Below are 15,187 nucleotides of genomic sequence, written 5' to 3'. Positions count from 1 at the left end.
GAGCCCCCGGCTGCCGGCCAGGACCGCGGCTGCCGAGGCCAGGGCGACGCTGGTTGCGACCGCGATGGCGACCGGCAGCGGCTCGAAGGTCCAGGCGACCGCCATGCCGCGAGTCAGCACCGTGTGCGAGAGCAGAACGCCCCCGAAAGCGCCCATTGAGCCGGCCAGAAAGCCGAGAAGCGCGAACTCGATGGAGAACATGAGGGCGACCTCGCGGCGGACCATTCCAAGGGTCTTGAGCAGAGCGATCTCGCGGCCTCGCCGGATCGAGTTGGCGCTGACCGCGCCGGCGAGAATCACCAGGCCGGCGAGCACGGTGAAGCCGCCGAGGAACTGGACGCCGAAGGCCAACCGGTCGAGTACCTTGCCGACTTTTTCGAGCACGTCGCGGATTCTGAGCATGGTCACGTTCTGGTAGGAGGCGGCGAGGCGGTCCTGCACGCGTTGCTCGGCGCCGGGGGGTAGGCGTACCGTTGCCACCCGGTACTGGGGAGCGTCCTCGAGCGCAGCGGGCTCGGCGACGAAGAAGAAGTTGAGGTCGAAGGTGCCCCAGTCGACCGAGCGGATGCTGGTCACGGTGAACTCGATCGGAACGCCCTGGACGTCGAGCACGAGCTCGGTGCCGACCTCGAGACCCAGGTCCCCAGCGTAGTCCTCTTCGACGCTCAGCTCCCACCTCTCAGGATCGCCCCAGAGCGCACCGGAGCCTGCGCTCCTGCCTGCGCCGGGGGCCGCGCGCTCGAGAATCTCGTTGTCGGGTGCCAGCTCTTCGAGATAGGTGACGCGCTGCTCACGAGTCAGTGCCCAGCGGCGCCCACGGTTCTCGGTGTCCTCGACGAGAGCGTCGACCTCTAGGTCACCGATGCTCTCGAGACGGGCGGTGACCACGGGAGCGGAGTTGATCGACTCGGCGCCGGCTTCGTTCAAGATTCTCTGGACCCCCGGCCATTGAGAGCCCTGAATGTCGATCAGGAAGGCCGAAGGCGAGCCGGCCGGCAGCGCGGTCGAGAGCTGACCACTCAACCCGGATTGAACCAGGGCGATTCCCAGGAGCAGCAGCACCCCGAGCCCCAGGGCGACAACCGCACCTATGGTCCCGGCTCCCGGCCGCAGGAGGGCCGCCAGGCCGTGGCGCACCCAGACCGGAGCCGCACGAAGGAGGTCCCCCGGCAAGATTCCGAGGATGCGGATGGCGCCGAGGGTTACCAGTGCGAGAGCGCCGGCGGCCAGGGTGACGCCGGCCGTAAAGCCCAGTCCGTAGCGCACCGAGGCGGCTTGGATGGTCGCCGTCGCTGCGACGCCGGTGAAGAGAACCAGAGTGGTCAACGCGTGGGCCCACAGCGACGGTCGCAGTGGCTCGACGTCTTTGCGCAAGACCCGCAGAGGCGGGACCCTCCGTACGGCGGCGAGGGGGGCGAAACTGAACAGCAGCGCGGTGCCCAGTCCCAATCCAATGCCGCGCAGAAACGAGAACGGCTGCCACAGCCCGATGCCGAGGCCTTCGGGCAGGAGATCGGCGGTCAGGGCAGGCGTCAGCGCGAGAACGCCGACGCCGCCGACGACTCCGAGAAGGCTACCGGCCAGACCGAGGGCTACAGTCTGTCCGAAATAGAGCAGGAAGACCTCGTTGGGCCGGAATCCGAGCGCACGCAGAACCGCCATCGAGTCCATGCGCCCGCTCAGCCAGGCGCGAGTGGTCTGCGCGACGCCGACCCCCCCCAGCAGCAGCGACAGCAAGGCAACTAGACCCAGGAATCGGTCGACGCGGCTGAGCGCCCTGCGCACCGCCGGCTGGGCTTCCGCATAGGTCTCGACGCGAAACCGGTTCTGGAGCTCCGGCCAGCTTCGAATCTCCTCCGCGAGTGCGCTGAGCTCTTCCCGGCTCATCTCACGAGGTAGCTTGACCAGGGTCCGGTAGGAGATGCGGCTGCCGAAACGCTCGAGATCGGCGCGGGCCAGCCCTTCGCCGGACACGAAGACCCTCGGTCCCATGGTCAGGGCCATGCCGATGCGGTCGGGCTCGGAGAGGACGACTCCGGCGATCTCGAATCGTTGGCGCCCTATGCGTAGACGATCGCCGACCTCGAGCTTCAGGCGAGACAGCAGGTCGGAAGCCACCACCACGCGGTCCTCGCCGAGTAGCTCTGAGAGAGGCTCGTCCCGACCTCGGAGTGGATCGAGCGAGAGCCTCCCGTAGAAGGGGTAGTCGCCGTCTACGGACTTGAGCTCGACCAGCTGGCTCGCGCCGATTGCCTCGTCTTCGGAGCCGCGTGGAACCGCCGCGACCACGGTCGCCATCTCCTTGAGCAGAGCGCGGTTCGTACCGACTCGGGCGTCGAGCAGGGACTCGATCTCGGCCGGCAGCGGTTTGCGCCCTTCGATCGCCAGGTCCGCGGCCATGAGCTGGCGAGCCTCCCGACCGACCGCGGTCTCCAGGCCCTCGCTCAGGCCCGCGACCGCGACCACCGCGGCGACGCCGACGGCCAGGCAGGCGATGAAGAATCCGAGCCGCCCGCGCGAGCCGCGGGACTCGCGTGCCATGTAGCGGAAGTACTGAGTTGCCCTCATGGGGTCCGCTGGCCCTCGTCGACGAGTCGGCCTTCCTCAAGGTAGAGCCTTCGATCGGCGACCGCGGCAACCGCCGGATCGTGTGTCACCAGAACCAAGGTCGTGCCGCGCCGGTTCTTGAGGTCGGCGAGGAGCCCGAGCACCCGCGAGCCGGTGGAGGCATCGAGGTTGCCGGTGGGCTCGTCGGCGAGAAGGATCGGCGGTCGGGTCGCGAAGGCGCGGGCCAGGGCCACGCGCTGTTGCTCGCCGCCCGAAAGCTGGGCAGGGTAGTGGTGACCGCGTTCGCCGAGCCCGACCTCCTCCAGCAGGTCAGTAGTTCGACTCGCGGGCCGGTCGAGCCGCGCCAGGTCGATCGGCAAACGGACATTCTCGGCGGCCGTCAGGTTGCCGAGGAGCTGGAACGACTGGAAGACGAAGCCGATCTTGTCACGGCGCAGTAGAGCGAGCTCGTCCTCTGAGAGATCCTGGATCTCGCGGCCTTCAATCAACACGCGACCGGCGGCGGGATTGTCGAGGCCGGCGATCAGAGCGAGCAGGGTCGACTTGCCGCTGCCCGAGGGGCCGAGAATCGCGACCGACTCGCCGGCTGCGATCTCGAGGTCGACCTGGTCCAGAACCGTGAGCACCTGATCCCCGGACGGGAACCTCTGGCTCAGCTTCTCGAGCCGAATCAAGGCGGTTGGCGGCTGCTCTTCGGGATGTGTCGGCATAGATCGAATGATACGAGGCTCGCCGGCGATTGTTACTATTTGCGGTCCCATGTGGCGCAAGCTCTACCAGCCGGGGGCTCGCCTGGCCCTGCTCACTCTCTTATTCGTGGCTCAGGGCTGCGAGGATGCGCCGGCCCGGGACTCGAAGCCGGAAGGCGCGGCGGAGGCGCGGGCCTCCAAGACGGACACGGCCGCCGCCCATGAGGTCGCACCCGATTCCGGCGGCCCCGTTGGAAAAGTCCCTCGGGTCCTCTTTCTCGGCACCAGCCTGACCGCCGGACTTGGTCTGTCCGAGGACGAGGCCTACCCGGCCAGGCTGGCTGAGTTACTGGAGGAGCGCGGTAGGCCGATCGAGGCGGTCAACGCCGGAGTCAGCGGCGACACCAGTGCCGGCGGACTCAATCGCCTGGATTGGCTCCTGCGCGTGCCGCCGGACATCATCGTGATCGAGCTCGGAGCCAACGACGGCCTGCGCGGGCTGCCGGTCGAAATGACCGAGGCCAACCTGCTCGAGGCGATCGCGAGGGGCAGGAAGTCAGGCGCGCGGGTCCTCATTGCCGGAATGATCATGCCGCCCAACTACGGTGAGGACTACGCGCGAGACTTCGCCGAGATCTTCCCCAGAGTCGCAGAGGAGACCGGCTCGGCGTTGATTCCCTTCCTGCTCGAGGGTGTCGCCGCCGACCCGGATCTCAACCTGCCCGACGGCATCCATCCCAACGTCGAAGGCCACCGGCGGATCGCCGAGACCCTGTTGCCGTTTCTGGTCGAGGTGCTCGAGACCGGCGCGGCGGCCTGAGCCGATCCGGCATGAGGGCAGCCATCGTCAGACCTCGTCCGCGCAGTGGCCGGAGTGCTCGTCCAGCTTGGCTGACACGCCTTCGGGCCTCTCGTTTCTGCTCCTGATCAGCCGTTCAAGCCGCCTTGGGCAGGCCGCCGGTCAGGCGCAGGAACCAACGCATGCAGCGGTGCCCCATGTCGACCGGCCCGCAGAACATCATCGGGCAGCCGCCGGGGATGACGTGGATGCCGCTCTCGCGTGCGAGGTTCGCGGCTTCGTCCGAGTAGCTGCCTTGTCCGAAGGAGCGGTGCATCCAAACGTGCCGAATGTCGAGGTCCACGCACTCGTGAACGATCTCCAGTGTCGCCTTCGGAGGTGTGGCGATGACGACGGCGTCGATGCCTCCGGGGATTGCGGCGAGCTTGGGGTAGCTGGTGACACCTTCGACGCTCTGGGCATTCGGATTGACGGCGAAGACCTCGTAGCCGGTGTCACGCAGCTTGCGGTAGATCATGTTCGCGGCTTCGTTCTTCGAGCGCGAGACGCCCGCGACCACGATGCGTTTCTGTTCGAGAAACGCATGGATGTCCTGGTTCCAGTTCTGAGCGTCGGTCATGATCGGCATCCTCCCCCGCGATCATCCTGCCGGTTCCGAGAGCGCAAAACACCCGTCCGGGTGGGGCGGAACCGATCGACCCACGTCCTGCCGGTCGAGTTAAACTAGCGCGACCCAGGAACCATCAACGGCAGATCGGTGAGGGAAGAAGAATGAAGTACCGGCTCATGATCAACGGAGAAGAGCGGGAGGTCGAGGTCGACTCCGGCACGCCTCTGCTCTGGGTGCTGCGCGACGAGCTCGGGCTGACCGGCACCAAGTACAGCTGCGGTGTGGCTCAATGCGGCGCCTGCACGGTGCATCTGGACGGCAAGCCCGTGCGGTCCTGTGTCACTCCGATGCGCAACCTCAAGAAGCGCGAGGTCACTACCATCGAGGGAGTGGAAGGCTTGGTGGCCGACGCGGTGAGAGAGAGCTGGGAGACGATTCAGGTGCCGCAATGCGGGTACTGCCAGTCGGGCCAGATCATGACCGCGATCGCCCTTCTCGAGAGCCAGTCCGACCCCGAGGACGAAGAGATCGACGCGGCACTGACCGGAAACATCTGCCGCTGTGCCACCTACCCCCGCATTCGCCGGGCCGTCCACGAAGCGGCGGCAAAGGTGAGGAGTTGAAGCCATGTTGAACGGTTACAAGACCACGCGAGATTCCACGAGCTCCGGCGTCGACCGGCGCCAGGTGCTCAAGGGTGGACTCGTACTCGGTACCGGACTGGTCATCGGGCTGCGCCTGCCGCGGCGGTCGCTGGCGATGACCGAGGCCTCGGGGCAGGGCGGTGAGCTCGTCGCCAACGCGTTTCTCCGCATCGCCCCCGACGACACCGTGACCATCCTGTCGAAACACATCGAGTTCGGCCAGGGCTCGTTCACCGGGCTCGCCACGATTCTGGCCGAGGAGCTCGATGCCGATTGGGCGCGGGTTCGGGTCGAAGCGGCTCCGGCCGACGCTTCGAAGTACGCGAACCTCTTTTTCGGCGTCCAGGGCACCGGCGGCTCGACCGCGATCGCCAACTCCTGGGAACAGATGCGCCGCGCCGGGGCCGCCGGGCGGGCGTTGCTGGTCGCCGCGGCGGCGGAGGCGTGGGCTGTCCCGACTGCTGAAATCGAGGTGCGGAGTGGGGTCGTGAGCCACGCCGGTTCGGGACGCAGCGCGCGATTCGGTGAGCTGGCCGAGCGCGCGGCGGCCCTCGCCGAGAGCTCGCCGGTCGCCGAAGTGGAGTTGAAGGACCCCAAGGACTTCACCCTGATCGGCCGCGAGGGCCTGCCGCGGGTGGACGTGCCCGCCAAGTCCAGAGGCGAAGCCAGCTACACCTACGATCTCGCGTTGCCCGAGATGCTGACAGCCGTGATTGCACGGCCGCCTCGATTCGGCGGCACGGTCGGGAGTGTCGATGCCGAAGCCGCCAGGAGCGTGCCCGGAGTGGTCGACGTGATCTCCATCCCGCAGGGCGTGGCCGTGCTCGCACAGGGCTTCTGGGCGGCCAAGAAGGGGCGCGACGCCCTCGCGGGCAAGATCGAGTGGGACGAGAGCGCCGCCGAGAAGCTCGGTAGCGCCGAGATCCTGGCCGAGTATCGCGGTCTGCTCGATCAGGCGGGGCTCGAGGCGCGCAAGGACGGTGATCCCGACGCGGCTCTGGCCGGAGCCGCCCGAGTCATCAGCGCCGACTACGAGTTCCCCTATCTGGCGCATGCTCCGATGGAGCCACTGGACTGCGCCATTCATCTGCGTGACGGCAGCTGCGACGTCTGGGCCGGCTCGCAGCTCCAGACCGTCGATCAGGGCGTGATCGCCGGGGTCCTCGGTCTCGAGCCTCAGAACGTCCGGCTTCGGACTCTCCTCGGTGGAGGTAGCTTCGGCCGGCGCGCGACGCCCACCGGGGACGTGGCCGGCGAAGCGGCGATGCTCGCCAAGGCCGCGGCAGCCACCGGTGCCAAAGGCCGACCAATCAAGCTGGTCTGGACCCGGGAGGATGACATCCGCGGCGGCCGCTACCGTCCGCTGACCGTCCACCGGCTCCAAGCCGGTCTGGACGCCGACGGTCGCTTGGTCGCCTGGACGCACCGAATCGTCAGTCAGTCGATCTTGAAGGGCACGCCGTTCGAAGCAGCGCTGGTCCAAGACGGTATCGACGGCACCTCGGTCGAAGGGGCTCGGCAGCTGCCCTACGCGATTGCCAACCTGCGGGTCGATCTGCACACCACCGAGGTCGGTGTGCCGGTGCTCTGGTGGCGCTCGGTCGGCCACACCCACAACGGCTTCACCACCGAGACCTTCTTCGACGAGGTGGCTCATGCGGCCGGCCGCGATCCGGTCGAGATGCGCCGGGAGCTGCTCCAGGATCACCCGCGGCATCTGGGTGTCTTCGCGACCGCGGTGGAGAAGGCCGGCTGGGGCGAGCCGCTCCCCGAGGGGCGCGCCCGCGGAATCGCCGTGCACGAGTCGTTCTCATCGTTCGTCGCTCAGGTGGTCGAAGTCGAGCTCGACGACCGGGGGATGCCCAGTGTCAAGCGGGTGGTCTGTGCCGTCGACTGCGGCATTCCCATCAATCCCGACATCATTCGCTCGCAGATGGAGAGTGGCATCGGCTACGGTCTGGGAGCGGCGCTCTACAGCGAGATTCGGCTCGAGGACGGCCGGGTCAACGAGTCGAACTTCAACAACTACCGTTCGCTCCGGATCCACGAGATGCCCGAGGTCGAGGTTCACATCATGCCCTCGAGCGAGAATCCGACCGGCGTCGGTGAGCCCGGAGTGCCACCGATCGCTCCGGCGGTGGCCAACGCCTACTTCGCCCTGACCGGCAAGCGAGTCCACAGCTTGCCGTTTCGCAACCTCGAGAGGAGCTGAGGAATGCTGCGAAAACCGATCCTGCCGGGCCTGTTGTTGGTTGTTCTCGCCTTTGCCGTTTCGACTGCCTCGACCGGCTCAGGGGGCGCCGAGCTCAGAGGCGCGGAGGAGTTCGCTGGAATCAAGAACAAGTCCGAGCGCTCGGTGGCACTATTCACCGAGGCGGGCAAGGTGATTCAGCACCCGCGCTGCGTCAACTGTCATCCCAGCGGCGACAGCCCACTCCAGGGCGAGACCGGCGATCTGCACGAGCCGCCGGTCCAGCGGGGCCTCGGTCCTGTCGGAATGCGCTGCCGCACCTGTCACGGTCCGGACAACTTCGATCCGGGGGCCGTGCCGGGGGCCTCGAAATGGCTGCTGGCGCCGCGAAAAATGGGTTGGGAAGACCTGTCCCTGGGCGAGATCTGTAAGCAGATCAAGGATCCGGAGCGCAACGGCGATCGGACCCTGAGAGAGATTACCGAGCATATGGGCGAAGATCATCTGGTCGCCTGGGCCTGGACTCCCGGCGCCGGTCGCGAGCCGGCACCGGGCAATCAGGAGATCTTGGGCGAGCTCATCGCCAAGTGGGTCAAGACCGGAGCCGTCTGCCCTTGACGGCACCGGTCTGAAGCTCGGGTTCTACCGCGCGCTGCCCAGGACCATCTCTTCGGTCACGGGCTCGGTCTGCTCGAGCTCGCGCACCAGGCGATCGGCGCCGTAGACGACCCGCAGGGCCTCCATCATGATCGCCGGGTGGACGACCACGGTCCGGTTCGTGGCCTCGTCGAACCAGTAGTTCCCGGCAATCGAGTGGATGTTGCCGTCGAAGGCCAGGCCGACGAGGTTGCCGTCCTTGTCGACCAACGGACTTCCGGAGTTGCCGCCGGTGATGTCGGTGGTTGCGACCGTGTTGAAGTGCGTCTCCATGTCGAGACGCTCCCTGGCCTCGAGCCAGCTCTCGGGCAGTCTGAAGGGATCTTCGCCGGTGGTTCGCTCAAAGAGGCGCGCGGTGCGAGTGAACGGCTCGACTGCCTTGCCCTTCTCGTCCCAGCCCTTGATCGAGCCGTAGGTCACGCGCAAGGTGAAGGTCGCGTCGGGATATATGGAGGTGCCGTGAATGGCGAAGCGGGCGGCCGCGATCTTCTCGTAGGCGGCGTCGCGAACGGCTTCGACCTCGTCCTCGAACCGCTTGCGCAGAGCGCGCGCGTCCTCGTCGACGGACAAGGCCAGAAGAATCATCGGATCGTCCGAAGCTTCGATGGCTTCCCTGCCGCCCTCCCAGAGCGCCTTGCGGATCTCTACGTCCGCTAGCTCGGTACCTTCGACCAGGGCATCGGCCTTGGACGCCGGGGACTGGCTCCCGAGGATGTCCTTGACGTAGCGGCTGTCGGGACCGAGCCACTCGCGCATCTTGTCGAGCGAGAACGCCAGGCTCAGTGTTTCGATGTCGGAGTAGACCGGCCGAGGCGCGAGGAGGCGCTGCTCGAGACGCGGAAGAGCCGTTTCGTTGTACTCGCGCAGCCGATCTTCATTGGGCTTCTCGCGTTCGTAGGCCGCCCGCACCAGGTCGCGAGCGTAGTCGAAGAGCGTGCCGCTGAATGCCGCGGCGTTCTCCAGGAACAGGTGCTCCTCGAAAAACGAGCGGTAGAGCTTGTTGGCGCCCGCGATGTCATCCCAGGCGGAACCATACTGCTTACGCATTTGCGGGTCCGCGGCCACGGCCTCTCTAAGGGCCTCCTCTTCGGCTTGCTTCTTGATGAAGATCTCGTCGTTCATCAGCGCCCGGAGATGATTCCGGCGCACCTTGATCCCGTTCTCGAGGCCTAGCAGTGGGGATTGCACACGTCGGTGCGATTCCTCGCCAGTGGTTGCATGCTGGGCGAGGCGACCCCGCAGCTCCGAGTAGCGCAGAAGCCAGAGCGGGATGACGACGTCGCGTTGGTATTTGAGGTCGGAGACCGTGAGCTGTCGATCGGTCCTGCCCGGATGGCCGGAGATGAACACCGCCTCGCCCTCTGCGGCGCCCTCTTCACGCCACTTGAGGAAGTGCGGCGTCTTGGCGGGCTCGTCATTCTCGTAGACCCGCATCAGAGTCATGTCCAGACACCAGCGGGGGAAGTTGAAGTTGTCGGGATCGCCGCCAAAGGCCGCGATCGGGGACTCGGGGGCGAAGACCAGCCGGACGTCGTTGTAGCGCTTGTACTTGTAAAGGAAATGCTGTCCGCCGTTGTAGAGGGGAACCGTCTCGCAAGTCAGCTTACCCGTGGGAGAGGCTGCCGAAGCGGCCTCGCATTCCGTCTCGATCCGAGTCAATATCTGCTTGCGAGCCTCGTTGGCTTCCTTGTCGTCCTTGCCTTCGATCGCCTCGGCGACCCGGGCGGTGATCTCCTCGCTCGATACCAGAACGGACATGTGATCGGCCGGGCAGGATGCCTCGTCCTCGGGCGTCTCGGCCAGGAAGCCGTTGGCCTCGAGATCGTTCTCGGCGCTTGAAAGCTGGCTGATACACCTGCGCGCACAATGATGATTGGTTAGGATCAGCCCGTCCGGGGACACGAACGATCCGGTGCAGCCGCCCATTCGGGTCGTGGCCAGCCGGACTCTGTCCAGCCAGTCCTGGTCGATTTCGACACCGTATTTGTCCTTGATGGCTTGGTTCGGGAAGTTGTCGAGGGTCCACATGCCCTCTTCGGCCCGAGCGGCGCCGACGTTGACGACGAATAGGACGAGCGCAATGAGTCCGAGGCTACGTTTCATAGGGTTCTCCCTGAAGGGGGTCTGGGTGTAAGCCTTGCACAGGCTTGAATTAGCGCCCCAACTATAGCTGGCTCAATTGGCTTCAGTGGAATCCCTGGGGAACTGTTGTGCCAGCCGGCTCAGTCGGTCGAATCGTAGGCGGCAGGAGGCGCGTGTCGCCTCGAGGTCGATCTCTTCCGGAGCGAAGCGCCGCTGGCGCTCGAAGTACTCCGCCGGATCGGTCCAGGAGGGCTCGGCGTTGATCCGGTACTCGTTACCGTTCCAGACCTCATAGAGCGAGAAGAGGCCGCTGGCGACGGCCAGGCGAACCAGTTCGATCGATTCGCCCTGCTCCGATTTCCAGCCCGTGGGGCATGGCGAATGGAGCAGGAGAAAGCGCAGGCCATGAAGCGAAAGCGCGGTTTCGAGTTTGCGCTCGAAGTCCTCGGGATCGGCGATTGACAGGGTGGCCGCGTAGGGGATCCGGTGCGCGACCATGATCGCCATCATGTCTTTCTTGTCCTCGCCCTTGCCCGTCGGCGTAGTCGTCGTGCGGGCGCCGGCCGGGGTGGCCGAAGATCTCTGGCCACCGGTGTTGCCGTAGATCTCGTTGTCGTAGCAGATGTAGATGATGTCCTCGTTGCGTTCGGCAGCCGCGGAGAGTGTTGCGATGCCGATGTCGTAGGTGCCGCCGTCGCCGGCCCAGCAGATGACCTGCTGTCGTTCGTCGTTGAGATCGCGGACGCTGGCGATACCGGTGGCAAAGGCGGGCGACGAAGCAAACGTCGTCGCGACCGTCGGCACACCATAGCTCGTGGTCGGATACGCCCCGGCGGTGACGATGCCGCAGCAGGCTGGGATCACGAGGCTGCAGGTTTGCTCCGCCTTTGCGAGCGAGCGGCCGAGCATGGTGAGACCTACACTCATGCCACAACCACCGCAGTTCGTGTTGCCAGGCCTCAGAAGGCATTCTTCGCTGCAGGGAATGGCCGGCTTCTCGAGCGACGTGCCGCCGCTTGGAGTAGAGCGTGGAGAGGTCGTCATCAGTGCACCTCCTCCCGGGTATCGATCCCCATCCAGAGAGGCGCCTCCGCTCGACTTCGCTGACCGAGGTCGGCCAGCACGTCGTCGATCATGGTCGGCGTCACGTCGCCTCCCCCGATGCCGGTGAGATAGTCCTGGATCATCAGATCGTCACGCTTGCCCTGGAAGGCGGCACGCAGGTCCTGCCAGAAGACACCGCCCATGCCGGCGGCATAGTTGCGGTCCAGCACGCCGATCCTGACCGCTGAACGGCACGCGTCGAGAATGGAGCTCTCGGGGAACGGCCTGAACATCTTGATCTTGAGCAGGCCGATCTTCTCGCCCTCGGCCCGCCGCCGGCGTACCACTTCACGCGCGGTCGTGGCGATGGTACCCGTGGCGACCAGAATGGTGTCGGCGTCGTCGGTCTCAAAGGCCTGAATCGCCGCTCCGGGATCGCGGCCGAAGTTCCGGCGAAAGGCCTCACGGCAATCCTCGAACACCGCAGGTACGCGGCGCATCGCCTCGTCGATCTCGACCCGATGAGAAACCGTCTCGTGGGGCCAGGTCAGGCCGCCCATCGTCGTCGGGTGCTCGTGACGCATCCGATGCGGCAGGTCGAGTGAGGGGAGGTAGCTGTCGACCAGGGGTTGCTCGGGCAAGTTGGTCTCGCTCTGCGTGTGCGACACAATGAAGGCATCCATCGCCACCAGCGTCGGCAGCAGCACCCGGTGATCCTCCGCGAGGCGGAAGGCCAGCAGCGTCGTATCGAGAACCTCTTGATTGGTCTCGCAATAGAACTGCAGCCATGGGAAGTCGCGCAACATCAAGGTGTCGCCCTGATCGACCCAGATATTCCAGGGCGGTCCGAGCGTGCGATTGACGGCCACCATGACGATCGGCAACCGGTAGAAGCCGGCCACCATGATGTTTTCCACCATGTAGGCCAGGCCGTTGGAGGAACTGGCCGTGAACGACCGCGCCCCGGCAAGGGAAGCGCCGATCGAGACGCCCATTGCGCTGTGCTCGCTCTCCACCGGCACGACGCGGCTCTTGGTGAACGGGAACTTGGCGACGAACTCGACGATCTCGGTCTGCGGAGTGATCGGATAGATGCCGCAAGCCGCACCACGCGCTTTGCGATTGGCTTCGGCAGAAACGCTAAGTGCGTAGCCGGCGGCGTGGTTTCCGGTGACGAGCTCGGTAGGCATTCGGTGGATTCCCCTTACAGGTGGCTCATGAAGACGACGTTTCGCGGGCACTCGGTGGCGCACACCGCGCACCCCTTGCAGAACGAATAGTCGAAGACGAAGTCGCGACCGACGCGTTTGAGGACTCCCTCGGGGCAGTAGGTCACACAGGCGTCGCACTCGTTGCAGACTCCGCACGAAAGACAGCGCTTCGCCTCGCCGGCGTCATCCAGACCCTGATGCACCTCGTCGAAGGTCGAGCGGCGGCCGTCCATCTCGAGGCGCTCGCCCTCGGCGACCGCCTGGCGCTCGAAGAAATGGAGCTTCATCGCCTCTGCGACGATCACGTCACTCCGCATGACGTCGACGTGCCGCCTGGCGTCGGCGGCGCGTTCGTCGGTGAGTGCCGCTCCAGAGAGGGTCTCGTGGATGTTGAGCGCCGAGCGCCGCCCGCTGCCGATGGCGGCCGCGACGGTGCCGTCGCCGCTGGCAAGGTCCCCGACCGCGTAGACCGGGGTCTCGAGGATCCCCAGCAGTCGCTCGCCGTCGCGCACCTCGGTGCCTTCGGGAAAGACCGACATATCGGGGGACTGGCCGAGGGCGAGAATCACGCGGTCACAGGTGATCTCGAAGTCGGATCTGGGAATCTCGACCGGAGAGCGGCGCCCGGATTCGTCCGGTGCGCCCAGCTCCATCCGGCGGCACTTCAGGTTGAGATGACCGTTGCCGCTGGCGGCAATGGGCTGGGTCAGAAACTCCATCGCCACGCCTTCCTCGAGGGCCTCGTCGATCTCCTCGCGGATCGCCGGCATCTCATTGCGGGTCCGCCGGTAGACCAGGCGGACGCTGCCCGCGCCCAGGCGGAGCGCCGAGCGGGCGGCGTCGACCGCGGTGTTGCCACCGCCGATGACGACGACGTTGTCGCCTCCGAGGGCTACGGCACCCTCTTTCACCTGGTCCAGAAACTCGATGCCCTGAACGATGGCGTCCGAGTCGGTCTCGCCGCCGAGCCGCAGACCCCGTAGCTCCTGCAATCCGGTGGCGACGAGCACGGCGTCGTGGTTTCGGGCCAGTTCGAGCAAGGCCGAACGCGTGACTCGCTCGCCGGTCTTGAAGTCAACGCCGAGGACCGTGATCCTCTCGATCTCTCGATCGAGCACGTCTGCGGGCAACCGGAAGTCCGGGATCCCCGTGCGCAGAAGCCCGCCGATCTGCGAACCGGCCTCGTAGACGGTGACCGTGTAGCCCGCAAGAGCTAGATGGTACGCGGCGGTCAATCCGGCCGGACCGGATCCGACCACCGCGATCCGTTCGGCGAGTCGCTCGGGCGTGGGCAGAGCCACGTTGCCCTTGTCGCCGGCAAAGCGCTCGAGTTGCCTGACGTTGACGGCGCCGTCGAGCGCTATCCGATTGCAGTTGTCCATGCAGGGAGCCGGGCAGACGCGGCCGCAGACCGAGGGGAATGGTGATGTGCGCAGGAGAACGGCCAGGGCGGCGTCGACCTCGTGCTGGGCGAGCTCGTGGAGGAAGCTCTGGACGTCGTTGCCCGCAGGACAGATATGGTTGCATGGCGGCACCATGTGCTGGCGGTGGGGCCGCTGGGCGGCCCACTGCCCGGTGCGAATACCGGGTAGTCCACCACCGGCGCCTTGCAGGAAGCTAGGTGAGCGCTCGGTTCTGACCGGTGGGGCGGCGACCGCCGACTCGGCGGAGCCCATGGGAGCCGCTGTCGACTCGACTTCATTCCACGCCGAGCGCGCAGCCGTGGTGTTGCCGCCGGTGAAGCCGAGGTGCTCGAGAGCGGCGTGCACTCCATCGAGCTCGAATCCCAGGATCCTGCCGGCGGCACCCGCCAGGGCGGTGTTGACAATCGGCACACTGCGGGTTCCGAGCTTGTTGTCGCGGGCGATGCGGGTCGCGTCGACTGTGGCTACACAGTAGGCGTCGAAGTCGGCGGCGAAATGGGCCGGCGGCTCGGAGGAGTTGATCAGAATCCAACCCCCGGGCTTGAGACCGGAGGCAATGGCCGGGCCAACCAGCGTCTGATCGAGCACCACGACGTGGTCGGGTTCGTAGATCAGATTTCGGTTGGTTATCGCATCGGCGGCATAACGGCAGAAAGCTTGAATCGGCGCGCCGGCTCGCTCGGCGGCGTAGAGCCCGAAAGCCTGCACCGAATCGCCTTGAAGGAACCGGGTCGTGGCGATGATCTTGGCCAGGGTTACGCCACCCTGCCCGCCGCGACCGTGGATGCGGATCTCGATCACGAAACGCCTCCGCGCGGAATCCTCGACGAGGTGGCCAGTAGCAGCCGCCTGCCAGGCTTCCTGGTTTGATGATCTGAGAAGTCGAAGCAGGTTGAAACACCCTGACAGATGGGCATCGCTTCCCACCCCCAGAGGTCGGGTGTCGCCGTCCCCACCCGTTGGGGTGTTCTGGAGGCCATTCCGTAATGCTAGACATGACGAATGGAAGAAGGGGGGAGGCACCGTTCTTTGCAGCCTTCTTATTGGTCAGGGAGATGTAATTTGGGAGGTGTCTGTCCCCGGTCTTCCTGAGAAGAAGGGACCCGCAGCATGCGAGGCTTGGACTACCAAAGCGTCGTCGGTCGGAAGCCGGATCCTGGCTCGGAGACGAGTGCCTACGTACTCCGGCTGGGCTCCGTAGAGCTGGAGCCGATCTCATACTCGACGCTGCTCGCCTTGCGTGATTGTCCCGTCGTCGTGCGCGAAGT

At 66.0% G+C, this 15,187-nt stretch carries 11 protein-coding genes; 4 read left to right on the top strand and 7 right to left on the bottom strand.

The window, feature by feature from the left end:
• Nucleotides 1-2,568 (bottom strand): FtsX-like permease family protein (locus GY769_21375; protein MCP4204469.1); only part of this gene is annotated, 2,568 nt, incomplete at its 3' end.
• Nucleotides 2,565-3,278, bottom strand: coding sequence for an ABC transporter ATP-binding protein (locus GY769_21370; protein MCP4204468.1), 714 nt, complete (start codon nt 3,276-3,278; stop codon nt 2,565-2,567). The genes GY769_21375 and GY769_21370, both read right to left, overlap by 4 nt.
• A 49-nt stretch (nt 3,279-3,327) precedes the next feature.
• On the opposite strand from GY769_21370, the gene GY769_21365 reads away from it, so the two are divergent.
• The gene (locus GY769_21365) at nt 3,328-4,077 is read left to right on the top strand and encodes an arylesterase (GenBank protein ID MCP4204467.1); all 750 of its coding nucleotides are present in this window, start codon (nt 3,328-3,330) and stop codon (nt 4,075-4,077) included.
• Nucleotides 4,078-4,192: 115 nt separating this feature from the next.
• Here the strand turns inward: GY769_21365 and GY769_21360 are convergent, their stop codons facing one another.
• Nucleotides 4,193-4,675: a CoA-binding protein gene (locus GY769_21360; protein MCP4204466.1), complete on the bottom strand. Its 483-nt coding sequence runs from the start codon at nt 4,673-4,675 to the stop codon at nt 4,193-4,195.
• Nucleotides 4,676-4,827: 152 nt separating this feature from the next.
• On the opposite strand from GY769_21360, the gene GY769_21355 reads away from it, so the two are divergent.
• From GY769_21355 to GY769_21345, 3 genes are read left to right on the top strand one after another with little or no spacing between them, the layout of a single operon-like run.
• Complete coding sequence (locus GY769_21355; GenBank protein ID MCP4204465.1) at nt 4,828-5,289, top strand: (2Fe-2S)-binding protein; 462 nt, start codon at nt 4,828-4,830, stop codon at nt 5,287-5,289.
• Between the two features lie 4 nt (nt 5,290-5,293).
• On the top strand, nt 5,294-7,522 hold the full coding sequence (locus tag GY769_21350; protein ID MCP4204464.1) for a xanthine dehydrogenase family protein molybdopterin-binding subunit: 2,229 nt from the start codon (nt 5,294-5,296) through the stop codon (nt 7,520-7,522).
• A gap of 3 nt (nt 7,523-7,525) precedes the next feature.
• Nucleotides 7,526-8,119, top strand: a complete 594-nt coding sequence (locus GY769_21345; protein MCP4204463.1) for an Isoquinoline 1-oxidoreductase subunit — start codon at nt 7,526-7,528, stop codon at nt 8,117-8,119.
• Nucleotides 8,120-8,143: 24 nt separating this feature from the next.
• Here GY769_21345 and GY769_21340 read toward each other — a convergent pair whose 3' ends face one another.
• The 4 genes from GY769_21340 to GY769_21325 all read right to left on the bottom strand — a co-directional run bounded on the left by GY769_21340 (nt 8,144) and on the right by GY769_21325 (nt 14,720).
• Complete coding sequence (locus GY769_21340) at nt 8,144-10,261, bottom strand: S46 family peptidase (protein ID MCP4204462.1); 2,118 nt, start codon at nt 10,259-10,261, stop codon at nt 8,144-8,146.
• Nucleotides 10,262-10,333: 72 nt separating this feature from the next.
• Nucleotides 10,334-11,167, bottom strand: a complete 834-nt coding sequence (locus tag GY769_21335) for a pyruvate synthase subunit beta (GenBank protein ID MCP4204461.1) — start codon at nt 11,165-11,167, stop codon at nt 10,334-10,336.
• Nucleotides 11,168-11,283: 116 nt separating this feature from the next.
• Entirely contained in the window at nt 11,284-12,474 is a 1,191-nt protein-coding gene (porA, locus tag GY769_21330) for a pyruvate ferredoxin oxidoreductase (GenBank protein ID MCP4204460.1), read from the bottom strand.
• Nucleotides 12,475-12,488: 14 nt separating this feature from the next.
• Nucleotides 12,489-14,720, bottom strand: coding sequence for an FAD-dependent oxidoreductase (locus tag GY769_21325; protein ID MCP4204459.1), 2,232 nt, complete (start codon nt 14,718-14,720; stop codon nt 12,489-12,491).
• Nucleotides 14,721-15,187: the final 467 nt, after the last annotated feature.

The organism is bacterium (assembly GCA_024224155.1).
In the GTDB taxonomy this organism is placed as follows: domain Bacteria; phylum Acidobacteriota; class Thermoanaerobaculia; order Multivoradales; family JAHEKO01; genus CALZIK01.
This window is presented reverse-complemented; position numbering and strand designations above follow the sequence as displayed.

Bases quoted from the DNA above. Each gene is read 5' to 3' on its own strand.
- GY769_21370 (MCP4204468.1), bottom strand. From the start codon at position 3,278: ATGCCGACACATCCCGAAGAGCAGCCGCCAACCGCCTTGATTCGGCTC.
- GY769_21365 (MCP4204467.1), top strand. From the start codon at position 3,328: ATGTGGCGCAAGCTCTACCAGCCGGGGGCTCGCCTGGCCCTGCTCACT.
- GY769_21360 (MCP4204466.1), bottom strand. From the start codon at position 4,675: ATGACCGACGCTCAGAACTGGAACCAGGACATCCATGCGTTTCTCGAA.
- GY769_21355 (MCP4204465.1), top strand. From the start codon at position 4,828: ATGAAGTACCGGCTCATGATCAACGGAGAAGAGCGGGAGGTCGAGGTC.
- GY769_21350 (MCP4204464.1), top strand. From the start codon at position 5,294: ATGTTGAACGGTTACAAGACCACGCGAGATTCCACGAGCTCCGGCGTC.
- GY769_21345 (MCP4204463.1), top strand. From the start codon at position 7,526: ATGCTGCGAAAACCGATCCTGCCGGGCCTGTTGTTGGTTGTTCTCGCC.
- GY769_21340 (MCP4204462.1), bottom strand. From the start codon at position 10,261: ATGAAACGTAGCCTCGGACTCATTGCGCTCGTCCTATTCGTCGTCAAC.
- GY769_21335 (MCP4204461.1), bottom strand. From the start codon at position 11,167: ATGAGTGTAGGTCTCACCATGCTCGGCCGCTCGCTCGCAAAGGCGGAG.
- porA (MCP4204460.1), bottom strand. From the start codon at position 12,474: ATGCCTACCGAGCTCGTCACCGGAAACCACGCCGCCGGCTACGCACTT.